The following is a 25,885-nucleotide window of genomic DNA, read 5'->3' as shown; positions in this document are numbered from 1 at the left end:
CCTCACCTGCCCACCAGGACCTGGACCGCCGGTTCGGTGATCGCCAGCACCGCCCGCGGATACAGACCGAGGACCAGTGTGAGGAGCACGAGCGGCGCCCAGGCCACGACCTCGACCGCGGTGACGTCGCGGGCGACGGCGAGGCTGGGTCCGATCGTGTCCGCACCCTGGCAGAGCCGGCGGACGAGCACGAGGAAGTACGCCGCGGTCAGGACGGTGCCCAGGCCGGCGAGCACCATCAGCACGAGGTAGGTCGTCCGCCCCAGCGAGGCCGCCGGCTGGAACGCCCCGAACATCGCGAGCATCTCGCCCCAGAACCCCGCGAGCCCGGGCAGGCCGAGGCTCGCGACGGCGCCGAAGACGAACAACCCGGCAAGGCGTGGCATCCGGGAGTACAGCCCGCCTCCGAGGCGGACGAGGTCACCCGTACCGTGCCGGTCCTTGATCGCCCCGGCGAGGAAGAACAGCAGGCCGGTGATGAGTCCGTGCGCAACACCCGCGAACAGCGCACCGTTGACACCGACCGGCGTGAGGGTCGCGATGCCGAGCAGGACGAAGCCCATGTGGCCGACCGAGGAGTACGCGATCAGCCGCTTGAGTTCGCCCTGGCGCAGACACGCGAGCGCGCCGTAGAGGATGCCGACGGTCGCGAGTCCGGCGAGGTAGGGCGCCACCGCGCGGGCGCCGTCGGGCACCACGGGCAGCCAGACCCGGACGAAGCCGTAGGTCCCCATCTTCAGCAGGACTCCGGCCAACAGCACCGACCCGATCGTGGGCGCCTTCGCGTGCGCGTCGGGCAGCCAGGAGTGCAGCGGCCACATCGGGCTCTTCACGGCGAGGCCGAGCCCGATGGCGACGGCCGCCAGGACCTGGGTGCCGTGGGCGATGCCGCGCCCGCCGCCGGCCGCGAGTTCGGTGAGGTCGAACGTCCCGGCGCCGGCGTACACGAGCAGGAACCCGAGCAGCATGACCGCGCTGCCGAGCAGGGTGTAGAGGATGAACGTCGTGGCCGCACGGCGCCGGCCCGGACCGTCGTGCGGGTCGCCCCACCCGGCGATCACGAACCACATCGGGATCAGGACGACCTCGAAGAAGAGGAAGAAGACGATCAGGTCGAACGCGACGAACGTCCCGAGCATCCCGACCTCGAGCAGGAACACCAGCGCCACCAGCCCACGCGTGCGGCCGGCCTCCGGGGCGATCCGGGTCGTGTAGAGCAGGCAGAGGAACGCGAGCAGCGCGGTCAGCAGCACCATCGGCACCGAGATGCCATCCAGGCCGAGGTGCCAGCGCACGTCGATGGCGGGGATCCAGGCGACGTCGGTCTCGAACTGCACCCGGTGTGCGGCCCCGTAGTCGAAGGCCGCGGCGAGGACGACGGCCAGCGCGAGCGTCACACCGCCGACGACCGCACCGACCGCGGCCACCGCGGCGTCCGGGACCAGCCGGCGGCCGGCCGCGAGCAGGAGTGCCCCCGCCAGCGGGACGGCGAGCAGCAGCCACAGGACGACGTTCATGCCCGCACCCCCAGCGCCGCGACGACGAGGACGACGACCCCGGCCAGGAGCAGGCTCAGGTAGACCGAGACGTTGCCGTTCTGCAGCAGCCGGAGCGCTCCGCCGAGCAGGCGTGCGGCCCGCCCCGAACCCTGTACGTAGAAGTCGACGACGTCCCGGTCACCCGCGACGACGGCACGGGCGAGACCCCACACCGGCCGGACGACGTACGCCGCGATCAGGTCGTCGACCCGGAAGCCGTGTTCCAGCACGGGTCTGGCCCGGCCGAGCAGGACGGCGGGGTCACCGCGGTCGAGCCGCCGCCACGCACCGATCACGAGGGCCGCGGACGCGAGCACGAGCACCAGCGACAGGACCGTGGTGCTCACGTGCACCAGGGCCTCCGCCGCCGGGCGCGACACGCCGCCGCCGGTGAGCCAACCCGCCCACGCGCCCGGAGCCAGGGCCAGGAACCCCACGAGCGCGGCGGGTACGGCGAGGACGACGAGCGGCCAGCGCATGAAGGCGGGCGCCTCGGCGAGGTGCGGCTCGGCGTGCGCGGGGAGGTTCGGTGCGGCGGGCACCTCCGCGGCCGGGGCGCCGAAGAAGACGCGCAGCCACATCCGGGTGGCGTACGCCGCGGTCAGCACGACGGTGCCGAAGCCGGCGACCAGCGCGACCCACGCCGCCCAGCCCGGCAGCGCGCCACCGTGCAGCGCGGCCTCCTGGATCGCGCCGAGGACGGCGTCCTTGGCGAAGAACCCGGACAGGGGCGGCAGCGCCGCGAGCGCGCCGAGACCGATCGTCATCGTCACGAACGTCACCGGCAGAGTGCGGCGAAGGCCGCCCATCGCGGTCATGTTGTTGCTGCCGACGGCGTGGATCAGCGATCCCGCGCACAGGAAGAGCAGCGCCTTGAACGCACCGTGCGCCACCAGCAACAGCAGCCCGGCGGTGTAGCCGCCCGCGGCGAGCCCGGCCAGCATGTAGGCGAGTTGGCTCACCGTCGACCACGCCAACACCCGCTTGACGTCCTCCTCGGCGAGGGCGCACAACGCGGAACCGACCATGGTGATCGCGGCGATGACAGCCAGGACCGCGAGGGTCGCGGGCGCCGCCTGGAAGACCCCGAGCAACCGCGCGACGAGGAAGACGCCCGCCGCCACCATGGTCGCCGCGTGGATGAGCGCGCTGACCGGCGTCGGACCGGCCATCGCGTCCGGCAACCAGACGTGCAGCGGGAACTGCGCCGACTTGCCCACCACACCGGCGAGCAACAGCAGGGTCGCGAGCGTCGCCGTGCCCGTCGTCAGCTCGCCGCTCGCGGCGGCCTCCTGGACGCCGCTGATGGAGAACGTGCCGGCGCCAAGACCCAGCACGAAGATCCCGAACACGAAGCCGACGTCACCGAGCCGCGTCGCGAGGAACGCCTTGATCGCACCGTCGCGCGCCTCCCGCAACTCCCAGTGGTGACCGATCAGGAAGTAGGAACAGGCACCCATCACCTCCCAGCCGACCAGCAGGACGAACAGGTCGTCGGCGGTCACCACGGTGAGCATCGCGGCGGTGAACAGCGAGACGAACGCGACGTAGGACGGGTACCGCGGATCGCCACGCAGGTAGTCGATCGAGTAGATCTGCACGGCGAGGGCCACGCCGGTGACGAGGAGCGCCACCAACGCGGAGAGCCCGTCGACCCGGAACGCGATGTCGAACGACAACCCGCCGGTCGGCACGTACGCGAGCGAGGCGCTCCGGACGCCGAGGTCGCCGGCGAGGGTTCGGCCGGTGAGCACGCAGGCCGCGACGAACGCGAGAGCGGTGCCCGCGACACCGATCGGCGCGACCAGCCGGGGTACCCGCTTCCCGAGTGCGAGGGCCATCAAGGCGGCGACGAACGGTGCCGCGAGGGCGAGGAAGGCCTCGGTCATCGGCCCGCCTCCGCCGCGCCGGCACGCTCGGCCGGCTCACGGTCAGCCGGCTCACCGTCAGCCAGTTCACGGTCAGCCGGCTCACGGTCGGCGGCGTCCCGGTCGGCGAGATCGCGTACGGCGTCCACGTCGATCTGGCGTCTGGACCGGAACAACAGCAGGACGATCGCGAGCCCCAGCCCGATCTCCGCCGCGGCGATCGTGATGGTGAAGAGGGTGAGGACCTGGCCGCTGTGGAGTGCGTCCCGATGCCAGGCGTCGAAGGCGACGAGGTTGAGGTTGACGGCGTTCAGCATCAGCTCCACGCCCATCAGGACGAGGACGGCGTTGCGGCGGGCGAGGACGCCGTAGACGCCGATGGCGAACAGCAGGGCCGCGACGACGAGCGGGAACAGGAGCGGCATCAGGTACTCCTCTCCAGGTCGGCCGGAGGTGTCTCGCCGTCCCCGTCGGGTTCGCCCGACCTGGCCGTACCCGTCGGCGCGCTGACCGACGTCCGCCCCGAGACCGCGGACTCCGCCGTCCCCGCGGACGCCGCGGATGTCGAGCCCGTGCCCGCGGACCCCGTGCCGGTGGACGTCGTGCCCGCGGAGGCCGTACCTCCCGACGCGTCTCGGGTCCGCCCTCGGCCGCGGCGGGCCCGGTCGTCGCCGTCCCGCCTCGACAACGCGATCGCGCCCACGAGGGCGGCGAGGAGCAGCACCGACAGCACCTCGAACGGCAGCACCCAGGTCGAGAAGAGCGCGTCGCCGGTCGCCCGGGCGCCGCCGATCTCCACCTGGTCCAGGGGGATCACCTGGCCGGCGAACCCGGCGACCACCGTGACGACGAGCACCACGGCGACCGCGATGGCGACCATCCCGGCCACCCAGGCGTTGCCGGCGGTGAGGCCCGGCATCGGCCCGGTCGGCGCCTTGGTGAGCATGAGCGCGAAGAGCAGGAGTACGACGACCGCTCCGAGGTAGATCAGGATCTGCACCCACGCCACGAACTCCGCCGTCAGGAGGAGGTAGCACCCGGCCAGCGAGCCCAGGGTGACGACGAGCCAGAGCGCGGCGTGCACGATCCGGCGGGTGGTCACGACCAGCAGGGCGGAGCCGACCGCGACCGCTCCGAGCAGGCAGAACAGGACGTCGACGACGATCATGCGTGGCCTCCCTCCCGGGTGTCGGTCTCTCGGTCGATTTCTTCCACGGCGGCCCACACCGGTGCGGCGGACACGCCGGTACGGCCACGGGACACTGCGGTGGACGTCGGGTCAGTCAGGATCCACGGGAGGCGGCGGCTCGGATGCCGGTGCACCCGGCCGGCGGGTCGGCCGGTCGGTCCCCGACACGCCCCCTGCCCGGTCCGCTCCCCTGTCCGCCGCCTTGTCCGCCGCCCGTTCCGCGACGCCCAACTCCTTCGGCGCGTCAGCACCGGGGTCGACGGGCGGTGGCACGGGCACGGTCCACATCCACTCGCGGAGTTCGTCCTTCTCGTGGGTGAGCTCGGCGATGTCGGTGGCGGCGTACTCGAACTCCGGCGACCAGAACAACGCGTCGAAGGGGCACACCTCGATGCAGATCCCGCAGTACATGCACAGCGAATAGTCGATCGCGAACCGGTCGAGCATGTTGTGGCTGCGTTCGCGCGCACCCGGCTCGGTCGGTGGCGCCGTCTCCTTGTGGGAGTCGATGTAGATGCACCAGCACGGACACTCACGCGCGCAGAGCATGCAGACGGTGCAGTTCTCCTCGAAGAGCGCGATCACTCCGCGAGAACGCGCCGGCAGGTCCGGTTTGACGTCGGGATACTGCTGGGTCACCGCGCGCCGGGTGAGGTTGTCGAACGTCACCTTGAGTCCGCGCGCGAGTCCTTTGCCCGGGAGTTCGGTCACTGTTTCCGCACCTCCTTCACGAACAGCCACCCTTCACCTCAGGTCCACGCCTCACGACAGGTCCACGCCTCATGACATGGCCACCGTGACGACACCGGTCAGGGCGAGTTGCAGCAGGGCGAGGGGCACCAGAAGCTGCCAGCCCAGCCGCTGCAGCTGGTCGGCCCGCAGCCGCGGGTAGGCCACCCGCACCCAGATCACCACGAACGCCACCAGGAAGACCTTCAGCAGCGTCCACAACCAGCCGAGTGAATCGCTGAACGGCCCCTGCCAGCCGCCCAGGAAGAGCACGGTCGTCAGTGCCGCCAGCACGACGATCCCGGCGTACTCCGCGAGCAGGAACAACGCGAAGCGGATCCCGGTGTACTCGGTGTAGGGACCGAAGATGATCTCCGCGTCGGCGACCGGCATGTCGAACGGCGGTCGGGCGAGCTCGGCGAGCCCGGCCACGAAGAACACGAAGAGGCCGGGCAGCTGCCACAGCAGCCACCACGGCTGCCAGGCCGCGACGATCCCGGACAGCGACAGCGTTCCGGCCGCCATCGCGACGCTCGCCGCCGCGAGGACGAACGGAAGTTCGTAGGCCAGCAGCTGGCCGGCCGAGCGGAAGGCGCCCAGCAGGCTGTACTTGTTGGCACTGGCCCACCCGGCCATCAGCGAGCCGAGCACGCCGATGCCCATCACGGCGAGCACGAAGAAGAGCCCGGTCTCCAGGTCGACGCCGACCAGGCCGGGTGCGAGCGGGATCGCCACCAGGGCGACGAGGTACGGCAGCAGCGCCAGGACCGGCGCCAGCTGGAACACCGTCCGGTCGGCCCTGGCCGGGACGACGTCCTCCTTCTGCGCGAACTTCACGCCGTCGGCGACCAGCTGAGCCCACCCGTGGAAGCCGCCGGCGTACATCGGGCCGAGGCGGCCCTGCATGTGGGCCATCACCTTGTGCTCGGTCTGGCCCACCAGGAGCGGCAGCACGAGGAACGCCACGAACACGCACACCACACGGAGTACGACCTCGAGAGCCTCAGGCATCGCCGCCGCTCCCGTCCGAGTGGGTCTCTCCCGCGGAAGAATCGTCCGGCGGTGGAGCCGGTGTGTTCCCTTCCGGCGCGGCCTCCGACGCGGTTCGGTCTGGGCGCGGGGCACGCGCCGGGCGCTCGGTCCCTCGTGCGCCGGCCGCTCGTCCGGCCGCCCTGCCACCACGGTCGGCCCGCCGGGCAGGCCGCGCGGGCGCCGCGGCCTCCATCGGGTCGGGTGCGGGAGATCCGGGCGGACGGGGTCCCCAGGCGTCCGGGGAGGGCACGCCGGGTGGCGCCACCCGACGTCGACTCGGGGCGCGGGAGGCCTCGTGGTCGGACTCGCCGGGTTCCTTCGCGCCCGGCCAGGGCTTGGCCACCCGTGCGGCGAGCACGAACTCCTTACGGAGCGGGTGCCCCTCGAACTCATCCGGCAGCAGCAGCGGCACGAGGTTCGGATGCCCCACGAAGTCGATGTCGAACATCTCGTGGGTCTCCCGCTCGTGCCAGGCGGCCCCGGCGTACACACCGACCGCCGTGGGCAGCCGCGCGGCGTCGCGAGGGATCCGGGTACGGAGCAGCAGGTGCGCGAGCCCGCCGTTCGCCGCCGCACCGATCGACGTGTCACCGTTCGCCGCCGCACCGATCGACGCGTCACCGTACGCACCATCAGCGGGAGGCTCGGCCGCTCGTGGACCACGCAGCGCGGCGACGTGGCACACCACCGAGAAGCCCTGGTCGAGTTCGTCGACGGCCGACAACCAGTCGAAGTACGTGCAGCCGGCGACGTCCCGCAGGGCGGTGAGCGCGTCGACCCAACGGTCGGGAGGGACGTCGAGCGTGGGCGGCCCGAACCCCTCGTCCAGGCCGACCTCGGCGTCCAACGCGGACGCCAGGCCGGCGCGCACCTCCGCGGGCCAGCTCATCCGCGATCCTCCGGCCGCAGCGGACGACGCAACAGGGACGCGGCACCACGCCAGCGGCCGCGGGTCCGAGGCTCGCCGCCCGGCGACGCGGGCGAGCCGGCCGCGGGTCCGCCGGTGTAGCGGTCGGGCAGCGACTCGGCCGCGATCTTCTCCTGCAGCCGCACGATCCCCTGCAGCAGCGCCTCCGGGCGCGGCGGGCACCCCGGCACGTAGACGTCGACCGGGACGATCTGGTCGACGCCCTTGGTGACGCAGTAGGAGTCCCAGTACGGTCCGCCGGAGTTGGAGCAGGAACCGAAGGAGATGACGTACTTCGGCTCCGGCATCTGCTCGTAGAGTCGCCGGATGGCCGGCGCCATCTTGTCGGTGACGGTGCCGGAGACGACCATCAGGTCGGCCTGCCGCGGACCCGGCGCGAACGGAATGACACCCAGCCGGATGAAGTCGTGGCGCGACATCGACGACGCGATGAACTCGATGGCGCAGCAGGCCAGGCCGAAGTTGAAGACCCACAGCGACCAGCGCCGGCCCCAGTTGAGGACGAACTTCAGCGGCTCGGGCGCCAGCCGGGAGACCGCGCCCAGCTCACCCGTCGACGGACCGACCGTGGGCAGCGGCAGGTCGACCGGACCGGCGGAGCCGCCGTCCGAGTCGCCACCTGTGGACGTCACGTCCACACCAACACCCCCTTGCGCCACGCGTAGAGCAGACCGACCGCGATGAACCCGATGAAGACGAACATCTCCACCAGCGTGGCCCAGCCGAAGCCCGGGAGGGCGAACACCGTCGCCCACGGAAAGAGATAGATGGCGTCGACGGCGAACACGACGTAGAGGTAGGCGAAGACGTAGTAGCGGACGTGCGCCTGCGCCCAGCCCTCCCCGACCGGATCGACGCCGGACTCGTAGGTGAGAAGCTTCTCCCGGGTCGGGCGAGTTGGCCGCAACATCCGGTTGGCCCCGAACGCGACGGCGGCGAAGGCGGCACCGGCCAGGACGACCAGCAGAACGGTCGTATAGGTCGCGTAGTAGCCCGCGTTGTCGGCCAACACCACGCCCTCCGCGCCCACGCCTGCGCTCCTTCCGTCGTTCGGCGAGCAGCTCCTTCCACCAGTTCCGCGAGTCTAGGGCCTGGGTCGGCCCGTTCCCACCGTCGTCCTCGTCCGCCGCTACCGAAGGCGAGCACATCGCGACCCGCGGCCATCGCCGCTGGGAGCCCAGCGCGCCGTCCCGGATCGCCGTCGAAGCGCCACGAGTCCGGCGACCGACCTTCACGAGGCTCGCTGTCCGGGCCCTCCGTCATACTCGTTCGGTCGGGCCGGCCGGACGAGGTCGGCCGCAGCTCCGCCGCCGTCACACATCGAGTACCGACCCCCGGAGTCAGCGTCATGCGCCCTCGCACCAGATCGGATCGTCGGATCGCCGCCCTGACCGCCCTCGTCGCCCTCACGGGTCTCGCCACAGCGCTGACCGCGTGTGCTCCGGAGAAGAGTTCCACCGACAGCGGCGGCGAGCCGGCCGCGACCTCCCCGGGCGCGAGCGCGTCAGGGACCGGCGCGACCTGCGCGAAGGACAGCCTCGACCTGCACACCGCCGGCACCCTCACCATCGCCACCGACCAGCCGGCCTACGAGCCGTGGTTCGCCGACGACGACCCGTCGAGTGGCAAGGGGTTCGAGTCCGCCGTCGCCTACGCCGTCGCCAAGAAGCTGGGGTTCAGCGCCGCCGAGGTGACCTGGACCCGGGTGCGGTTCAACAACGCCATCCAGCCCGGGCCGAAGGACTTCGACTTCGACATCAACGAGTTCACCATCACCGACGAGCGCAGGAAGGCCGTCGACTTCAGCTCCTCCTACTACGACGCGACCCAGGCCGTCGTCGCGTTGAAGTCGTCGAAGATCGCGAACGCGACGTCGGTCGCGGACCTCGAGGACGCCCAACTCGGCGCCCAGGTCAACACCACCAGCTACAACGTCATCACCGACGTCGTGCGGCCGACCAAACAGCCGCGGGTCTACCCCAACAACGACAACGCCCGCCAGTCACTCGCCAACGGCGCCATCGACGGCCTCGTCGTGGACCTGCCGACAGCGTTCTACATGACCGGTGCGCAGTTGGAAAACGCCACGATCGTCGGCCAGATCGAGCAGCGGTCGGGTACGCCGGAGCAGTTCGGCCTGGTGCTCGACAAGGGCTCTCCGGTCACCGGCTGTGTCACCCAGGCCGTCGACGCGCTCCGTGCCGACGGAACGCTCGACAAGCTGGCCGACACCTGGCTCGCGGACGTCGCCGACGCGCCTGTCCTGCGCTGACGCCGTGTCCTCCCGCGAGCCCTCCCACCAGTCCGCCCAGCGGCCGTCCGGCGAGTCCACCGCATCGCCCGCGGAATCGCCGGCCGACCGGCTGGCGTCGGGCCTGTCACCCGCCCACACCCCGAGCGCGCTGCAGGTCGAACGCGAACGCTTCCGCCGTCGGCAGACCATCCGGTCCGTGCTGGTCGCGGCGATCTCGACCGGTGTCCTCGGGGTCCTCGCCTACGTCGCGCTCACCGGCGCACCCGGCTGGGACCGCGTCCGGGAGTCGTTCCTCGACCCGCAGGTGGCCCGCGACTCCCTGCCGACCATCCTGTCCGGACTCTGGCTCAACATCCGGCTGCTCCTCGCCTGCGCGGCTGGAGCCTTGCTGCTCGGCCTCGTGATCGCCTTCCTGCGCACGCTGCGTGGGCCGGTCTTCTTCCCGGTCCGGGCGCTGTCGACGAGCTACACCTACGCCTTCCGCGGCGTACCCCTGATCATCGTCATCTACCTCATGGCGCTCGGCGTTCCGGGCCTGCGGCTCCAGGGGACGCCGGGCGTCGTCGTCCTCGGCGCGGCGGCGATCGTGCTCACCTACAGCGCCTACCTCGCCGAGGTGTTCCGCGCCGGGATCGAGTCGGTGCATCCAAGCCAACGCGCGGCCGCCCGGTCACTCGGCCTGAGCTACCGGCAGACGATGCGGTTCGTGGTGCTGCCGCAGGCGGTCCGCCGGGTCAGCCCGCCGCTGCTCAACGACCTGGTGGCGATGCAGAAGGACGTCGGCCTCATCTCCCTCGCGGGTCCCATCGACGCCGTCCGGGCCGCCGAGATCTCGGTCGGCACCACCTACAACTTCACGCCGTACGTCGTCGCCGGCGCGTTGTTCGTCGCCCTCGCCATCCCCCTGGTCGCGGTCACCGACTGGGTGACGCTGCGAGCGGCGCGGCGCCAGTCCGCGGAAGGGTCGGCCTGATGCCCACGACGCCGCGAGAGTCCGCCTCGAGGTCGACCCCGGCCGCCTCGGCCGGGCCGAGCACCACCCACGTGCTGGAGTGCCGCGACGTCTGGAAGACCTTCGGTCGCCGGCCCGGCACTCCGGTGCTGCGCGGCATCGACCTCGACGTCGCCGAGCACGAGGTCGTCGTCCTGATCGGTGCGTCCGGCTCCGGCAAGTCGACCTTGCTCCGCTGCGTCAACCTGCTGGAGCAGGTGAGCGACGGAACGATCCGCCTCGACGGGGAGGAGATCACCGACCCACGCGCCGACGCGGACCGCCACCGGCAGCGCATCGGCCTGGTCTTCCAGTCGTTCAACCTGTTCCCGCATCTGAGCGTCCTCGACAACGTGACCTTGGCACCGCGCCGGGTCCACCGCCGCGCCCGCGGCGAGGCGGAGCAGGCCGCGATGGAACTGCTCACCCGGGTCGGGCTCGCCGACAAGGCGCGCGAGTACCCCGACCGGCTCTCCGGCGGTCAGCAGCAGCGGGCCGCGATCGTCCGCGCGCTGATCAACTCGCCGCGGCTGATGCTGTTCGACGAGGTGACCTCCGCCCTCGACCCCGAGCTCGTCGGCGAGGTGCTGGCCCTCGTCGGCGACCTGAAGCAGGACGGCATGACGATGGTGATCGCCACCCACGAGATGGGCTTCGCCCGCCGGGTCGCCGACCGGGTGTGCTTCCTGGACCGAGGGGTCATCCTCGAACAGGGCCCACCCGAGCAGGTCCTCGACGACCCGGTCGAGCCGCGCACCCGGCAGTTCCTGCGCCGACTGGTGGACGACCCGGGCGCCGCCACGTCCTGAGGTGGGCGCCGGGTCGAACGCCGTTACTTCTGCACGTAGATCTGGCCGTAGTCGGGCATCCCGCCCACCGAGTCGACGATCACGTTGCCCACCTTGGAGCCGTGCAGCAGGGTGGTGCCACCCTCGCCGAGCGGGACGACGGGCAGGTAGTCGTCCATGATCATCTTGTCGAGCTGGCCCCACTCACCCAGGGCCTTGTCGGCTGGCAGCGAGCTGATCCGCTCGATCTCGTCGTTGACGGTCTTGACGTTCAGGAACGACGGGACCGGAGCGCCCGGAAGGTTCGCCTTCTTGCCGTCGAGGATGGCCGGCAGCACCGAGTCGCCGTTGGCCCAGTCCATGCACCAGCTGGCCTCACGCAGGTTGGCCGGGCGGATCGAGTCGTCGGACAGTTCGCGCGAGAGCGCACCCGGCGCCGGCATGGTCTTGACCGTGAAGCCGGCCTTGGTAAGCGCATTCTTGCGGACGTTCGCGATCTTGGTGTCGATCTCGTCGTCCGCCGAGTAGTAGAACGACAACTCGAAGCCGAGCTGGCCGGCCTCCGTCAGCAGCTTCCTGGCCGCCACCGGGTCGCCGTTGCCCTCGCCCTTGTTGCCGATCGCGTCGGCCTCCAGCCAGCCCGGCGTGGCCGACGGCATGATCGTGGTCGCCGGTTGCCAGGTCAACCCGGGCACGGACCCCGACGCCTTGTTCTCCGAGGCCAGCGGCCACGCCTTCGCGACCGCCCGGCGGACCTGGAGGGGGACCTTGCGGGTGTCCATCCACATGTAGGAGATGCAGGGGCTGGGACCGACCACCAGCCGCTTCTCCGCCGGCGTCCCGTGAATCGCGTCGTAGTTCGTCGCGAGGATGTCGGAGTAGCTCACCGCCGCCTGGTCGGCTCCCTTGTCGGCGATGATGCGTTGCTGCACGTCGTTGAGTTCGAGCCCGAAGTCGAAGACCATCCGGTCGACGTACTGGTGCCGGCCCGGGTCGGTGGCGGGATCCCACTGCGGGTTCTTGACCAGCACGAGTTGCTTTCCGGGCTGGTAGCTCTCGAACTTGTAGGGCCCGGTCGCGAGCGGGTGCAGACCGTACTTGTCGCGGGTGTCCTTGGCCTCCGGAATAGCGCCGAACGTCGGCAGCGTCGTGTAATAACGCATCGACGGGAACGACTTGCGCATCTTGATGATGACCGTCTTGTCATCGGGCGCCTCGACGCCCTCGAAGTCGTCACCGCTCTTGTAGGGGCCCTTGTAGGTGTTGCCGCCGAGGTAGTAGTCGAGACCGTACGTCGGGCCGCCGGACAGCGTGTCCTGGGCGAGTTGGCGCTTGATCGCGTACGCCACGTCGGCGGCCTTCACCGGCGAGCCGTCCTCGTACTTCAGGCCGTCCCGGAGGGTGAACTCCCAGCGCGTGAAGTCGGCGTTGGGCCGGCCGAGGTCGGTCGCCATGTCGGGGACGAGCACCGGCTTTCCGTCGTCGTAGCGCGTCTGCGTGAGCCCACGGGTGACCATCCGCATGATCGCCAGCGTGTCCAGGTGGTAGACCTGCGTGGGGTCGAACGTGTGCGGCGTACTGTCGGACAGAACGTGCAGCGTCCCGCCGTTCTGCGCTCCCGACACCGGGGGTGCGGGCGCCTTGGCCTGCGCGTCCTGTGCTTCGCTGTAGGCCGTCGACGAGCGTCGAGGTTCGGGGGAATCACCATCGTCTCCCGACCGTCCTGGAAGCGGCAGCGAACTGCATGCGCTCAGGGCCATGGCAGTCACCACGACCGCGAACGCCGTCCTCGTCGGACGTCGCATCGATGGGTCCTCCCTGTCGGGGCCAGGACTTGCCGATCCGCTCGCCCGGCCGGAACACCGAGAGTTACAGTCGACAAGCATGCTGCAATGGCGTTCCACAGTGCGGTCGCCCCCACGTCGCACCACGGGTCGCACGTAGCATAGAAGGACCATATGGGAATGCGCCGCCCAGGACGGCGGGTAGATTCCTGCGCGGCGTCGAGGAGGTCGTTCACCCAGTGACCAAACAGGTCCTGCAGGTCGACCGTGTCATCATCCGCTTTGCCGGAGACTCCGGTGACGGGATGCAACTGGCCGGTGACCGATTCACTCAGGAAACCGCTTCATTCGGAAACGACCTGTCGACGTTACCCAACTTCCCCGCGGAGATCCGGGCGCCAGCCGGGACCCTGCCTGGGGTCTCGTCGTTCCAGATCCACTTCGCGGACCACGACATCCTGACCCCGGGCGACGCTCCTGACGTCCTGGTGGCCATGAACCCCGCGGCCCTCAAGGCGAACCTGCCCGAACTCCCCCGCGGCGCCACGCTGATCGTGGACGCCGACGAGTTCACGACCCGCAACCTCGCGAAGGTCGGCTATGACGCCAACCCGCTGGAGGACGGTTCGCTCGAGGCCTACCAGACGCACTCCTTCAACCTCACCAGCATGACGACGGAGGCGGTCAAGGAGTTCGGGCTGTCCCGTAAGGACGCCTCGCGGGCGAAGAACATGTACGCCCTCGGCCTGGTTTCCTGGCTCTACAACCGGCCGACCGACTCCACGCTGTCGTTCCTGCAGGCCAAGTTCGGCCGTAATCCCGCGATCCGGGATGCCAATATCGCGGCATTCCGGGCAGGCTGGAACTTCGGCGAGACCGCGGAGGCATTCGCGGTCTCCTACCAGGTCAGCCCGGCGGAGATGAAGGCCGGCCTCTACCGCAACATCTCCGGAAACCTCGCGCTCGCCTACGGACTGATCGCGGGCGCCCAGCGGGCGAGCCTGCCGATGTTCCTCGGCTCCTACCCGATCACTCCGGCGAGCGACGTCCTGCACGAGCTGAGCAAGCACAAGAAGTTCGACGTGACGACCTTCCAGGCCGAGGACGAGATCGCCGGCGTCACCGCCGCCCTCGGCGCGTCCTTCGGCGGCTCGCTCGGCGTCACCACCACGTCCGGTCCCGGCATGGCCCTCAAGTCCGAGACGATCGGGCTCGGCGTGGCGCTGGAGCTTCCGCTGGTGATCTGCGACATCCAGCGGGCCGGCCCCTCGACCGGAATGCCGACCAAGACCGAGCAGGCCGACCTGCTCCAGTCCATGTTCGGCCGTAACGGCGAGGCGCCCGTGCCGATCGTGGCGGCGCAGTCCCCGGCCGACTGCTTCGACACCGCCATCGAGGCCGTCCGCATCGCGGTGACCTACCGCACCCCGGTGATCCTGCTCTCCGACGGATACCTCGCCAACGGCTCGGAGCCCTGGCGCGTCCCGCAGGTCGCCGAACTCCCGGTGATCCGGGCCGACTTCGCGACCGAGCCCAACCACGAGACCGAGGACGGACAGCACGTCTTCTGGCCCTACAAGCGTGATCCCGAAACCCTGGCACGACCCTGGGCAGTGCCCGGCACGCCCGGCCTGGAGCACCGGATCGGTGGACTGGAGAAGGCCGACGGCCACGGCAACATCTCCTACGACTCGGCCAACCACGAGTTCATGGTCCGCACCCGCCAGGCCAAGGTCGACGCGGTCGCCCGCTCCATCGCGCCGCTCGAGGTCGACGACCCGACGTCCGACGCCCGCATCCTGGTGCTGGGCTGGGGCTCGACGTACGGCCCGATCGGCGCCGCCTGCCGAGCGGTCCGCGAGCACGGGATCCCGGTCGCCCAGGCACACCTGCGGCACCTGAACCCCTTCCCGCCCGACCTCGGTGACGTCCTGCGCCACTACGACCGGGTGCTCGTCCCCGAGATGAACCTCGGCCAGCTCTCCCTGCTGTTGCGGGCCCACTACCTCGTCGACGTGGTGAGCTACAACCGGGTGCGCGGCCTGCCGTTCAGCGCGGCCGAGCTCACCGGCGCGATCACCGAGCTTGCGGACACGCTCGACCCGGAGCCGACGGAGGTGTCCACCCGATGACAACGACCGACCTGCCGGTCCCCGGCCTGCGCGGCGTACCCACCAGTGACGTGCCACAGAACCGCAAGGAGTTCACCTCCGACCAGGAGGTGCGCTGGTGCCCGGGCTGCGGCGACTACGCCATCCTCGCCGCGGTGCAGGGCTTCCTGCCCGACCTCGGGGTCAAGCGGGAGAACATCGTCTTCGTCTCCGGGATCGGCTGCTCCAGCCGGTTCCCCTACTACCTCGACACCTACGGCATCCACGGCATCCACGGGCGCGCCCCGGCGATCGCGACCGGGCTCGCGACGTCCCGGCCCGACCTGTCCGTGTGGGTCATCACGGGTGACGGCGACGGCCTCTCGATCGGTGGCAACCACCTGATCCACGCGCTCCGCCGCAACGTCAACCTCAACATCCTGCTGTTCAACAACCGGATCTACGGCCTCACCAAGGGGCAGTACTCCCCCACCTCCGAGCGCGGCAAGATCACCAAGTCGACGCCGCTCGGCTCGGTCGACGCGCCCTTCAACCCGGTGTCCCTCGCCCTCGGCGCCGAGGCGACGTTCGTCGGGCGGACCCTCGACACCGACCGCAAGCACCTCACCTCGGTGCTGCGGGAGGCCGTCGCGCACCGCGGCACGTCGCTGGTGGAGATCTACCAGAACTGCAACATCTACAACGACGGCGCCTTCGACCTGCTCAAGGACAAGGACACCCGCGACGACGCGCTGATCCGGCTCGAGCACGGCCAGCCGATCCGCTTCGGCGCCGACGGCGAACTCGGGGTCACCCGCGATCCGGCAACCGGCGGCCTTCGGGTCGCACCCGTCGCCGAGGTCGGGCTCGAACAGGTACTCGTCCACGACGCCCACGCCGACGACCCGGCCCTCGCGTTCGCGTTGTCGCGACTGTCGGATCCAGGCTCACTCGCGCACACGCCGATCGGGATCTTCCGGTCGGTGCAGCGGCCGGCGTACGACGACCTCGTCCGCGAACAGCTCGAGTTGGCCCGCGACGAGCACGGCACCAGCACCGACAGCGGAACCGAGATCGGGCACAGCCACCTCGACCAGCTACTCCGAGGCGCAGACACCTGGACCGTCGGCCCCTGAGCGGCGTTCGGCATCCACGCTGGCGGCGTTGTCGTCGTCGCCGACAGGACAACGCCGAAGGCGGGGTTAGGACTGTGGTCCGGACCGGGACGTCGCCCGGTCCGGACGGAGTCCGTCGCACACGATCGCGACGACCTGCCCAGCACTCCCCTGCCGCTGCCGCTGCGCCTCCATGCTCACGCAGCCCCGGAGCAGCGCCTGCACCGTCTCGATGTCGACGTCGCGGCGAACTGCGCCGGCACGTTGTGCCCGCCCGAGCAGCTCCCCGAACACGTCCTGGAACTCCCGGCGGGCACGTGAGCCACCTGTGAAGCCCACGCCCGTGCTGGCCTCGAGCGCCTCGCAGAGCGCCCTGTTCAACCTCGCCCGCTCGACGACCTCCGCGAAGAGGGCGAAGAAGGCCGCACCGGGGTCGTCGGCCTCCGCGTAGCCCTTCGCGTCCTCGCCCAGCTGCGCGAGACGCTCGCTCACCACAGTCTCGAAGAGCGCCTCCTTGGTCGGGAAGTGGCGATACACCGTCCCGGCACCGACTCCGGCGCGACGGGCGATCTCGTCGAGAGGCACCGCGAGTCCCTCGGCGGCGAAGGCCTCCTCGGCCGCCGCCAGGACGCTTGCCCGGTTCCGCCGTGCGTCGGCCCGCAACGTGGTGCTGCCGCGCTTGTGTTCGACCTGGCGACTGGGACCTTTCACCGCACGACCTCCTCCCACCCCTGGTTGCTAACCGGGGCGGTCGTTCCGTATTGTCTAACCGGGTTCATCGTTCCGATTCTAGGCCCGTGAGGTGTACATGACTTCGAAAGACCAGCCCATCCTCGTGACCGGCGCCACCGGCCAGCAGGGTGGCGCGACCGCCGCCCGTCTGCTCGCCGACGGTTGGCCGGTGCGCGCCCTGACCCGGACGGTCGACAGTCCAGCCGCGCAGGCACTCGCGCGGGCGGGCGCCACGGTCGTCGCGGGCGACATGAACGACCGCGGCTCGCTCGAAGCCGCCATGCGGGGCGTGTTCGGTGTCTTCAGCGTCCAGCCCACTCCGGGTCTGCCCGGGCTGCCGGCCGACTTCGACTGGCAGACGGAGATCCGGTGGGGAACGAACGTCGTCGACGCGGCCGGCGCGAGCGGCGTCGGTCATGTCGTCTACGCGTCCGGCTTCGGCGCCCAGCAGCGGGTCGGCCTCCGCAACTCCGACAACAAGTGGGCGATCGAGGAGCACCTGCGCGGGTCGGGCCTGTCCGCGACCATCCTGCGTTCCTCGTCGTTCATGGAGAACTACACGACGACGGTCCCCGGACAGGGAGTGCACGACGGTACGTTGGCGACCGCCATCGCCCCGGACGTACGGCAGGCTCTGATCGCACTCGACGACATCGGCGCGGTCGCGGCCCTCGCCTTCGCCGACCCGGACCGCTTCCGCGGGCGGGCACTCGAACTCGCCGGCGACGCCCTCACCCCACCCGAGATCGCCGCCGCCGTCACCCTGGCGACCGGCCGGCCGACGCGTTACGTGCGGGTTCCCATGGACGTCATACGCGCGCGGGGAGCGAACTTCGCCCGGTCCTATGAGTACCTGAACTCCGGCGCGGCCGGCGTCCCCGACATCGCGGCGCTGCGGACGCTGCATCCGGGCCTACTGGACTTCGCCACCTGGTTGAAGGTGACGGGCGCGGCGAAGATCGAGGCCGCGCGAGCAGCGCACCCCTGATTCGTCTGATCATCATCTGATCCGTACGCTACGTCCCGTGGAAGAGCAGCGCCGGGGACTGATCTTCGGCGCCTCCGCCTACGCGGCCTGGGGACTCTTTCCGCTCTACTGGCCACTGCTCCAACCCGCCGGCGCCCTGGAGATCCTCGCGCACCGGATCGTGTGGTCCCTCGTCTTCGCCGCGGCCGTCCTGCGGGCACGGCCCCGACCGGGATGGTGGTCCCGCCTCCGGCAACGGCCGGTCAGCCTCGCCTACGTCGCCGCCGCCGGCCTCATCATCACCGTCAACTGGGGCACCTACATCTGGGCCGTCAACCACGGCCAGGTCGTGGAGACCGCTCTCGGGTACTACATCAACCCGTTGGTGACGGTGCTGGTCGGCGTCCTCCTGCTCGGCGAACGCCTCAACCGCGTCCAGTGGTTCGCGGTGGGGATCGCGACCGTCGCGGTCGTCATCCTCACCGTCGACCACGGGCGACCGCCGTGGGTGGCGCTCACCCTCGCGGTCACCTTCACGGCGTACGCGTTCTGCAAGAAGAAGGCGGGCGTCGCACCGGTCGAGGGACTGATGGTGGAGACGTCGGTGGCGACCCCGCTCGCCCTCGGCTACCTGGTGTGGCTGCAGTTCAGCGGCACCGCGGCGTTCGGGCATCACGGCCCGCTCCAGGTCGTCCTGATCGCCGGGGCCGGCGTGGTGACCGCCATCCCGCTGCTGCTGTTCGCGGGAGCGGCGCGTCGGGTGTCCCTGACGATGCTCGGCATCCTGCAGTACCTCTCGCCCACGCTGCAGTTCCTGCTCGGCGTCCTCGCCCTCCACGAACCCATGCCGGCACACCGACTACTCGGGTTCGGGTTCGTGTGGCTCGCGCTGATCGTCTTCACCTGGGACGGCGTACGTCAGCACCGGCGGCGGGCGGCGGGAACGCGAGAATCCGTTCCACCATCGTCAAGAACAGTTCCCGTCGCCGAGCCAGACTGACGGGCGGTGCCCACATGCCGCGTTCGAGGGCCGCGATCGACGGGTTCATCGCGAAGCGGGCCACCCACTGGTGCAGCGACCGCGGGTGTGGACAGTACCGATGCTCGGCCGCGAACCACGCCACCAGCGCATGCCGCAGGACCGGGCTGAGCAGCTCGTGGAAGAGCCAGCCGTCACCCTGACGCGCGCAGCGTTCGAGGTGTGCGTCGTGGGCCGCGACCTCCGCCGCCAGCACCTCCCGCGACCGCTCCACCAACGCCGGCGGGAACGTCGCGAGGCAGCCGCGGTAGGCGGCGCCGGCACCCTCGGGGTCCTCGAGGAGTACGCCGTAGGCGAAGCCCGCGACGGCGTGCAGCGGCATCGGGGTCGCCGCACCCTCCCATCCACGTCCGGACCGTACGTCGCGAAGCCAGCCCTCGAAGACGCTCCGGCGCCGGTGGGTGACGTCCACCCGGACACCGCCGAGGTCGAACCGGTCGAGGACCAGACCGGGCCGGTGGATGCTGACCGGCGTACCCTCGCCGCCCGCCAGGACCGACCACGGACGGGCGGTCGCCGCCGGTAGCTCCGCGCGATCCCAGACCAGGACGAGGTCGACGCGGGCGGTGCCGTCTCCGGTGAGCATGTCGGCCTGGCGGTAACCGAACACCAGCCCGCCGAGCTCGCGGTAGGCGGGGATGACCTGGCGAGCGACCCGGGGCGTGGTGTCCACGCAGGTATCCTGACGGTCCGCCCCGGGCGAGCGCACCTCCCATATCGGGACGAGATCGGCGCCGACCGGGGCCACGGGTGAAGGGAGCGGCCTCCGATGGCGGCACGGGTCGTGGCAGTGAGTCGAAGCGGGACGCACAGCTTCAGCAAGCCCAACCAGGAGACCATCCGGCTCCTCACCGGCCTCGGCGTCGAGGGCGACGCGCACCTGGGCACCACCGTCAAACACCGGTCCCGGGTGGCGCGCGATCCGAGCCAGCCCAACCTCCGGCAGGTGCACCTGATCCACAGTGAGCTGCACGCGGACCTACGCGACGCCGGTTACGAGGTCGCGCCGGGTGAGCTCGGGGAGAACGTCACGACCGAGGGCATCGACCTGCTCGGGCTGCCGACAGGTGCCGTGCTCACGTTCGGCGGGACGGCGAAGGTGAAGGTGACCGGACTGCGTAACCCCTGCCAACAGATCAACGGCTTCCAGTCGGGCCTGCTCAACAAGGTGCTCGGGCGCGCCGAGGACGGTTCGGTCGTCCGCAAGGCCGGCGTCATGGGCATCGTGCTGGCCGACGGCGAGATCCGTACGGGTGACCCGATCGAGGTCGAGCTTCCCGATCCGCCGTACCGCCCACTCGAACCCGTCTGAGCCAGGCCGCAGGCTCACCGTCGGGGGGTGCGGGGAGGGATTCGGTTGCCACGCACGGTTCGGTTGCCGCGTCCGAGCAGGATCGACCCGGCCCTGCGGATCCGCCCGGTGCCGTTGCAGCGCTGGCACAGACGGAGCCCGCCCATCACCGAGCCTCGGTGTTTGGACGTCCCTTTGCAGCTGGGGCAGTCCTGGTAGGGGTGGACGAGGCACGACCCCAGGTAGATCGCCACCAGGGCCGCCACAGCGAGGAACAGCAGTCCCAGGTCCGAGCCGTTCACTCCACACCTCCTACCTGTCCAAAGCACCGGGCGCCGACTCCGAACGCGGGTCGGCCGGCACCGCTCGCTCGCCTCGACCTGAGCCGCGTCGACGGCGAGGCCACCCGGGCCGAGGTCGAGCTGGCTGGCATGGACGGAAATGGACCTTCGGCCCGGGCGGCAGTTTCGTAGTACCCCGTTAGCGGCCTCGGCCAACCTGTCATTCGTGACGGAACGACGTCGATCTTCCGGTCCGGCGGCCGGCCGCGGCATACTCCGGCGCCGACGTAGGTTGAAGAACTGTCACCGCCACCGGCAGCGAGGAGATCCTCATGACCACGTCCGAACAGCACCGAGTGGACGCCGAACCCGGCACCCAGCATGTCCGGATCGTGCGGTCCGGCCAGGTTGTCGCGGAGACCCGGCACCCGCTGATCGTGTCCGAGACCGGGCTCGCCGATCGTTTCTACATTCCCGCGCAGGACGTCAACTTCGACCTGCTCGCCCCCACGGAGTCCCACACCACCTGCCCGTACAAGGGAGTCGCGTCCTACTGGACCTTCCGGAGCGGGGACGGCGCCGGGCGCGACGTCGCCTGGGCCTACCCTGACCCGCTGCCCGAGGTCGTCGGGATCCGGGACCACCTGTCGTTCTACGAGGACGCCGTGGACACCGTGGTCGACGCCGACCGCGGCTGACCACCACCCACGACCACATCCCGCGGGCGACGGCGCCCCGCGAGTGACCAAGCCCTGGGGTCAGCCGTTCTCGTCCCGGCCGAGCGCCAGGATGCGCTCGGCCATGGTGAGGAAGATCTCCCGCCGACGGGCCAGGTTGACCGGCACCCACAGCGACCGCTCCAGGCCGGCGATACCCGGATCCATCCCGAACCTCGCGATCCAGTGCTGCAGCCACTTGGGGTGCGGGCAGTAGCGGTGTTCGGCGGAGAACCACGCGACCAGGGCGTGCCGCAGCACCTTGCCGAGGATCTCGTGGAAGAGCAGCCCGTCCCCACGCCGGGCGCACCCGTCGAGGTCGCGGCCGTACGACGACAACTCGGCGGCGAGAACGGTCTGGGACCGCTCGATCAGCAGCCGCGGGAAGGACGTCAGATCCGTCCGCGCGGCGACGGCGCGACCGTCGTCGGCGAACACCCGCCCGTAGGCGAAGCCGGCGACGGAGTACAACGCCATCGAGGTGTCGGTGTCCTCCCAGCCCCAACCGGACCGGATGTCGCGGACCCAACCCTGGAACGTGTCGAAGGTCTTGTGGGAGATCTCGACCTGCGTTCCGTTCACCCAGAACCGGTCGAGGGCGAAGCTCGGGTAGTCGTACTGGATCGGCTTGCCCGGTCCGTTGTGCAGCGCCTTGATGGCGACGGAACGGTTCTTCGGCGGAGCGGTGCCGTCCCAGACGACGATGATGTCCAGGTCGGAGTCGTGGGTGAACCCCGCGACCACCGGGCCCTGCCCGTACGCGAAGGCGAGCCCGTCGATGCGCCGGTAGGCACTGGCGATGCGGGTCGCGATCTCGAGCGCAGAGTCCACGGTCGTATCTTCCTCATCGTGAGGGGGAAGCGCAGCCCCCGGGGTCGGGCGGCGTGGGGCGTTTCGGGCTGGACGCCGGTCCCGACGCCCGTCACGCTCCGACAGGCCGCTGCCATCACGGATCGGGTTCTCCCAGGTTTCTTTTAGTGATCCGACGGCTTGGCGATGCTGAGCGGCTCCACTGCCGTCACCATCCGTTCAGATTTGGGTCGCGGTCCGGCCGCACTGGCCACCTAGCGTCACAGCCAGTGCTGCCCCGACCTTTCTGACCTTCCGTGTGGACATGGAGCGCTCCGACGATGAATCGCCTTCTGCCCCTCCTTCCGCGCCACGGCACGCGAAGCCGGATGACCTGCACTTTCCGCTGCGGGAGCGCCTGCGACCACCCGGTGCCGAACCCGACCGACAACGAGTACTTCGGTGACGTCGTGACGGCAGCGCTGTCACGTCGTTCCGTCATCAAGGGCAGTGCGGCCGGCGCACTCCTGCTGAGCGCGGGCGCCGCCCTGGCCCCGACCCCGGCGGCCGCGTCGTCGATGGCCGGCATGCCGAAGCTCCCGACGGCGCACGGCCCCTCCAAGCCGTCCCATGGTCGCGGGCACCACGGTGGGGTCGACTCGCTCGACTTCACTCCCGTCGCGCCGAACAAGCTGGACCAACTCTCCGTCCCGAAGGGCTACCACCAGGCCGTCGTGGCCGCGTGGGGCGACCCGGTGACGCCCGACGCCCCGAGGTTCGACTTCGAGCGGCAGACCGCCCACGCGCAGTCCAAGCAGTTCGGCTACAACAACGACTACCTCATGGTGCTCCCGCTGGGACGTGGCCCGCGCGGCTCGGAGCGCGCGCTCATGGTCATCAACCATGAGTACACCGACGAGATCCTGATGTTCCGCGGCTGGAAGGACGGCGCCGGCGCCCCGATCGAGCAGCTCAGGATCGCGATGGCCGCCCACGGCATGTCCGTGGTGGAGATCGAGCGGGTCGGGCGGACCGGACGCTGGCGGCTCGCGCGGTCGGGCCGTCGCCCCTTCAACCGCCGCTTCACCGCCACCACGCCGTTCCTCGTCACCGGACCGGCCGCCGGGCACGCCCTGCTGAAGACCAAGGCGGACCCCTCGGGCCGGCGCGTCCTCGGCACGCTCAACAACTGCTCCGGTGGCGTCACCCCGTGGGGTACGACGCTGCACGGCGAGGAGAACATCAACCAGTACTTCGAGGCCTCCGCACCGGTCGACCCCGCCTACGTCGACGCCTTCAAGCGCTACGGCCTGCCGATCGCGGCGAACTCCGGGAAGTTCTGGAGCCGGGTAGACGAGCGGTTCGACCTCGCGAAGCACCCGAACGAGGCCAACCGGTTCGGCTGGGTCGTCGAGATCGACCCGCACGACCCCGACGCCGTGCCCCGCAAGCGCACCATGCTCGGCCGGTTCAAGCACGAGGGCGCGACGGTCACGATCGCCAAGGACGGACGCGCGGTCGTCTACCTCGGTGACGACGAGAAGTTCGACTACCTCTACAAGTTCGTCTCCACCGACCGTCAGCGCAAGGGCAACTCCGCCGCGGCCCACCGGCACAACATGGACCTGCTGGACCACGGCACGCTGTACGTCGCGAAGTTCACCGGTGACGGCAGCGACGACGGCCAGTACGACGGCACGGGCGAGTGGATCAAGCTCTGCACCGACAAGGAGTCCTTCGTTCCCGGCATGTCGGTCGCGGAGGTCCTCATCAACACCCGGCTCGCCGCCGACAAGATGGGCCCGACCAAGATGGACCGGCCCGAGGACGTCGAGCGCAACCCGGTGACCGGGTCTGTCTACATGGCCTGCACCAACAACGACAGCCGGACCGCCGCCCAGGTCGACGAGGCCAACCCGCGGGCGACCAACAAGCACGGTCACATCGTGGAGTTCGACGAGGAACACCAGGACGCGGCAGCCCGGACGTTCACGTGGCGGCTCTTCCTCGTCTGCGGCGACCCCGAGGACCCGAGCACCTACTTCGGTGGGTACGACAAGTCCAAGGTCAGCCCGATCTCCTGCCCGGACAACGTGGCCTTCGACGGCAGCGGGAACCTCTGGATCTCCACCGACGGAAACGCGCTCGGCTCCAACGACGGCCTGTTCGCCACGGCGACCCGCGGGCCGGAGCGTGGCCACGTCAAGCAGTTCCTGACGGTGCCGATCGGCGCGGAGACCTGCGGTCCGCTGGTGAGTGAGGACCAGCGCACAGTCTTCGTCGCGGTCCAGCACCCGGGTGAGCTCGACGGTGGGACTCCGGAGACCCCGAAGTCGCACTGGCCCTTCGGCGACCAGCCGCGGCCCGCGGTCGCCTGCGTCTGGAAGGACTGACGGTCCCCACCCCATGACCACCTTCGGGTGATCATGATCTCGATCGTGAAGCCTGACGGGCCGTGCCCGTCAGGCTTCACGTTCATTGGGGCAGGTGGGCCGCGGTCGGGTGGGGCGGTTGTCAGGCCGTGCGTTGGTGGTTGAGGCGTGTCGACCACTGTCGGCCGTAGCTGCCGGAGGCGACCTTGCCGAGTCGTAGGCGTTGGATGTCGGAGGTGCCGGCTGGGGAAACAGGTGCAGGGTGTCGCGGAGGTAGCGTTCGATCGAGTGGGAGATCTGCAGTCCGCGTCCGGCGAGGATGTGCATGGCGTCGCGGGCGGATTCGAGGGCGTATTCGGTGTTGACGAGCTTGGCGTTCATGAGTTCGGCGTCGCAGGGTTGACCGGTGTCGAGTTGGTGGGCCGCGTGGTAGGCGGTGAGTTGGGCCGTCATCAGTCGGGACTGCATTTCGCCGAGCTTGAGGTTGATGGTGGGCATGTCTGTCATGGGTTTGCCGTAGAGGACACGGTTCTTGCAGAAGCGAACGGTGTCCTGGACGACGGCCTGGTGGATGCCCAGGGCTACGGCGGTGAGGTTGGGGCGCCCGTACAAAACGCTGGAGGAGTAGGCCACGTCGAGGCCCTGGCCTTCCTCACCGAGCAGATTGGCGGCGGGGACCCGGCAGTCCTCGAAGAGGAGTTCGCCGAAACTGAACCCGTGCAGGCCGCCGTAGGTGCCGGCGTCTCCGAGATGAAAGCCGGGACGGTCGGACTCGACCAGGAACGCCGACAGGCCACGTGAGCCCTCTCCGGTGCGCAGGACGACTCCGTGCACGTCACCGATGTGGGAGTTTCCGACGAACCACTTGCGGCCGTTGAGGATGTAGTCGCCGTTGTCGTCACGTCGTGCGGTTCCGGCCATGCCCAGGACGTGGCCGCCTGAAACGGGATCGGTGACGGCGATCGTGGGCAACGACTCACCGGAGGCGAAGCGTGGAAGCCAGTGGCGTTTCTGTTGCGCCGACCCGAAGTGGATCACCTTCGCGACGCCGAGTTGTGATGCCTGGACCATCGCGCCCATGGCCGCGCTGACCCTGGACAACTCCTCGATGATGATGGTCTTGGCGAGGTGTCCCATCCCCATTCCGCCGTAGACCCGCGGAATCGTCACACCGATCCAGCCCTGCTCGGCGATCGTGCGGGGCAACTTGTACTCGATCGTGCGTTCCTCTTCCATGCGGGCGACGTGAGGGCGCACTTCGTGCTCGGCGAACTCTGCTACGACCTGTCGGAGTTGGCGGTGGCCTTCATGATGGAAATAGTCCGACGCGGACATCTTCCGGTCCCCCTTGGCTTTCCTGCGGAATCGCTGTCGATGACAAGACGCCGGCTC

23 protein-coding genes and 2 pseudogenes are annotated in these 25,885 nt (G+C 70.1%); 10 read left to right on the top strand and 15 right to left on the bottom strand.

Features of this window, described 5'->3' with window-relative positions; genetic code table 11:
* Positions 1-2: 2 nt before the first annotated feature.
* The 9 genes and pseudogenes from HEB94_RS17895 to HEB94_RS17855 all read right to left on the bottom strand — a co-directional run bounded on the left by HEB94_RS17895 (position 3) and on the right by HEB94_RS17855 (position 8,314).
* On the bottom strand, positions 3-1,517 hold the full coding sequence (locus tag HEB94_RS17895) for a complex I subunit 4 family protein (RefSeq protein ID WP_192750950.1): 1,515 nt from the start codon (positions 1,515-1,517) through the stop codon (positions 3-5).
* Positions 1,514-3,427, bottom strand: coding sequence for an NADH-quinone oxidoreductase subunit 5 family protein (locus tag HEB94_RS17890; RefSeq protein ID WP_192750949.1), 1,914 nt, complete (start codon positions 3,425-3,427; stop codon positions 1,514-1,516). Before HEB94_RS17890 ends, HEB94_RS17895 begins: the two co-directional genes overlap by 4 nt.
* Before the next feature lie 116 nt (positions 3,428-3,543).
* Positions 3,544-3,831, bottom strand: a pseudogene (nuoK, locus tag HEB94_RS50720) (NADH-quinone oxidoreductase subunit NuoK); the annotation flags it as partial.
* Complete coding sequence (locus HEB94_RS17880) at positions 3,831-4,574, bottom strand: NADH-quinone oxidoreductase subunit J family protein (protein ID WP_192750947.1); 744 nt, start codon at positions 4,572-4,574, stop codon at positions 3,831-3,833. The gene HEB94_RS17880 and the pseudogene nuoK, both read right to left, overlap by 1 nt.
* A gap of 378 nt (positions 4,575-4,952) precedes the next feature.
* Positions 4,953-5,144: pseudogene (locus HEB94_RS50715) on the bottom strand (4Fe-4S binding protein); the annotation flags it as partial.
* A 231-nt stretch (positions 5,145-5,375) separates the two neighbouring features.
* A complete protein-coding gene (nuoH, locus tag HEB94_RS17870) occupies positions 5,376-6,335 on the bottom strand; it encodes an NADH-quinone oxidoreductase subunit NuoH (protein ID WP_192750945.1) in 960 nt (319 codons plus the stop codon).
* Positions 6,328-7,245 carry an NADH-quinone oxidoreductase subunit C gene (locus tag HEB94_RS17865; protein WP_192750944.1) on the bottom strand — a complete coding sequence of 306 codons (918 nt, stop codon included), beginning with the start codon at positions 7,243-7,245 and terminating at the stop codon, positions 6,328-6,330. Before HEB94_RS17865 ends, nuoH begins: the two co-directional genes overlap by 8 nt.
* Positions 7,242-7,916 carry an NADH-quinone oxidoreductase subunit B gene (locus HEB94_RS17860; RefSeq protein ID WP_337917769.1) on the bottom strand — a complete coding sequence of 225 codons (675 nt, stop codon included), beginning with the start codon at positions 7,914-7,916 and terminating at the stop codon, positions 7,242-7,244. The genes HEB94_RS17865 and HEB94_RS17860 overlap by 4 nt, the downstream gene beginning before the upstream one ends.
* On the bottom strand, positions 7,913-8,314 hold the full coding sequence (locus tag HEB94_RS17855; protein WP_192750943.1) for an NADH-quinone oxidoreductase subunit A: 402 nt from the start codon (positions 8,312-8,314) through the stop codon (positions 7,913-7,915). Before HEB94_RS17855 ends, HEB94_RS17860 begins: the two co-directional genes overlap by 4 nt.
* A gap of 318 nt (positions 8,315-8,632) precedes the next feature.
* On the opposite strand from HEB94_RS17855, the gene HEB94_RS17850 reads away from it, so the two are divergent.
* From HEB94_RS17850 to HEB94_RS17840, 3 genes are read left to right on the top strand one after another with little or no spacing between them, the layout of a single operon-like run.
* The gene (locus HEB94_RS17850) at positions 8,633-9,556 is read left to right on the top strand and encodes an ABC transporter substrate-binding protein (RefSeq protein WP_192750942.1); all 924 of its coding nucleotides are present in this window, start codon (positions 8,633-8,635) and stop codon (positions 9,554-9,556) included.
* 4 nt (positions 9,557-9,560) lie between these two features.
* A complete protein-coding gene (locus HEB94_RS17845; RefSeq protein WP_337917768.1) occupies positions 9,561-10,511 on the top strand; it encodes an amino acid ABC transporter permease in 951 nt (316 codons plus the stop codon).
* Entirely contained in the window at positions 10,511-11,338 is an 828-nt protein-coding gene (locus HEB94_RS17840) for an amino acid ABC transporter ATP-binding protein (RefSeq protein ID WP_192750941.1), read from the top strand. Before HEB94_RS17845 ends, HEB94_RS17840 begins: the two co-directional genes overlap by 1 nt.
* Before the next feature lie 23 nt (positions 11,339-11,361).
* Here HEB94_RS17840 and HEB94_RS17835 read toward each other — a convergent pair whose 3' ends face one another.
* Positions 11,362-13,122 (bottom strand): ABC transporter substrate-binding protein, encoded by a 1,761-nt coding sequence (locus HEB94_RS17835; RefSeq protein WP_192750940.1) that lies wholly within the window; start codon positions 13,120-13,122, stop codon positions 11,362-11,364.
* Between the two features lie 218 nt (positions 13,123-13,340).
* On the opposite strand from HEB94_RS17835, the gene HEB94_RS17830 reads away from it, so the two are divergent.
* Together HEB94_RS17830 and HEB94_RS17825 are read left to right on the top strand one after the other, a co-directional pair.
* Positions 13,341-15,233, top strand: a complete 1,893-nt coding sequence (locus tag HEB94_RS17830; protein ID WP_192750939.1) for a 2-oxoacid:acceptor oxidoreductase subunit alpha — start codon at positions 13,341-13,343, stop codon at positions 15,231-15,233.
* Positions 15,230-16,327, top strand: a complete 1,098-nt coding sequence (locus tag HEB94_RS17825) for a 2-oxoacid:ferredoxin oxidoreductase subunit beta (RefSeq protein WP_192750938.1) — start codon at positions 15,230-15,232, stop codon at positions 16,325-16,327. The genes HEB94_RS17830 and HEB94_RS17825 overlap by 4 nt, the downstream gene beginning before the upstream one ends.
* Before the next feature lie 66 nt (positions 16,328-16,393).
* Here HEB94_RS17825 and HEB94_RS17820 read toward each other — a convergent pair whose 3' ends face one another.
* Complete coding sequence (locus tag HEB94_RS17820) at positions 16,394-17,017, bottom strand: TetR/AcrR family transcriptional regulator (RefSeq protein WP_337917767.1); 624 nt, start codon at positions 17,015-17,017, stop codon at positions 16,394-16,396.
* A gap of 97 nt (positions 17,018-17,114) precedes the next feature.
* Here HEB94_RS17820 and HEB94_RS17815 point away from each other — a divergent pair, with 97 nt between their 5' ends.
* Together HEB94_RS17815 and rarD are read left to right on the top strand one after the other, a co-directional pair.
* On the top strand, positions 17,115-18,026 hold the full coding sequence (locus HEB94_RS17815) for an NmrA/HSCARG family protein (protein ID WP_192750937.1): 912 nt from the start codon (positions 17,115-17,117) through the stop codon (positions 18,024-18,026).
* A gap of 37 nt (positions 18,027-18,063) precedes the next feature.
* Complete coding sequence (gene rarD / locus HEB94_RS17810; RefSeq protein WP_192750936.1) at positions 18,064-19,005, top strand: EamA family transporter RarD; 942 nt, start codon at positions 18,064-18,066, stop codon at positions 19,003-19,005.
* Here the strand turns inward: rarD and HEB94_RS17805 are convergent.
* Positions 18,905-19,717: a hypothetical protein gene (locus tag HEB94_RS17805; RefSeq protein WP_192750935.1), complete on the bottom strand. Its 813-nt coding sequence runs from the start codon at positions 19,715-19,717 to the stop codon at positions 18,905-18,907. The genes rarD and HEB94_RS17805 overlap by 101 nt on opposite strands.
* Before the next feature lie 96 nt (positions 19,718-19,813).
* On the opposite strand from HEB94_RS17805, the gene HEB94_RS17800 reads away from it, so the two are divergent.
* The gene (locus HEB94_RS17800; protein WP_192750934.1) at positions 19,814-20,356 is read left to right on the top strand and encodes an MOSC domain-containing protein; all 543 of its coding nucleotides are present in this window, start codon (positions 19,814-19,816) and stop codon (positions 20,354-20,356) included.
* Positions 20,357-20,370: 14 nt separating this feature from the next.
* On the opposite strand, the gene HEB94_RS17795 is transcribed toward HEB94_RS17800, so the two are convergent.
* The gene (locus tag HEB94_RS17795) at positions 20,371-20,637 is read right to left on the bottom strand and encodes a hypothetical protein (RefSeq protein WP_192750933.1); all 267 of its coding nucleotides are present in this window, start codon (positions 20,635-20,637) and stop codon (positions 20,371-20,373) included.
* Positions 20,638-20,948: 311 nt separating this feature from the next.
* Between HEB94_RS17795 and HEB94_RS17790 the strand changes: the two genes are divergently transcribed.
* Entirely contained in the window at positions 20,949-21,314 is a 366-nt protein-coding gene (locus HEB94_RS17790; RefSeq protein WP_192750932.1) for a DUF427 domain-containing protein, read from the top strand.
* 60 nt (positions 21,315-21,374) lie between these two features.
* Here HEB94_RS17790 and HEB94_RS53575 read toward each other — a convergent pair whose 3' ends face one another.
* Positions 21,375-22,163 (bottom strand): DUF4037 domain-containing protein, encoded by a 789-nt coding sequence (locus HEB94_RS53575; RefSeq protein WP_192750931.1) that lies wholly within the window; start codon positions 22,161-22,163, stop codon positions 21,375-21,377.
* 347 nt (positions 22,164-22,510) lie between these two features.
* Between HEB94_RS53575 and HEB94_RS17780 the strand changes: the two genes are divergently transcribed.
* Entirely contained in the window at positions 22,511-24,514 is a 2,004-nt protein-coding gene (locus tag HEB94_RS17780) for a PhoX family protein (protein ID WP_238361557.1), read from the top strand.
* A 69-nt stretch (positions 24,515-24,583) separates the two neighbouring features.
* Here HEB94_RS17780 and HEB94_RS17775 read toward each other — a convergent pair whose 3' ends face one another.
* Positions 24,584-25,828, bottom strand: coding sequence for an acyl-CoA dehydrogenase family protein (locus HEB94_RS17775; protein WP_202896399.1), 1,245 nt, complete (start codon positions 25,826-25,828; stop codon positions 24,584-24,586).
* Between the last annotated feature and the right edge of the window lie 57 nt (positions 25,829-25,885).

Source organism: Actinopolymorpha pittospori, from assembly GCF_014873875.1.
Taxonomy (GTDB): Bacteria; Actinomycetota; Actinomycetes; order Propionibacteriales; family Actinopolymorphaceae; genus Actinopolymorpha; species Actinopolymorpha pittospori.
This window is presented reverse-complemented; position numbering and strand designations above follow the sequence as displayed.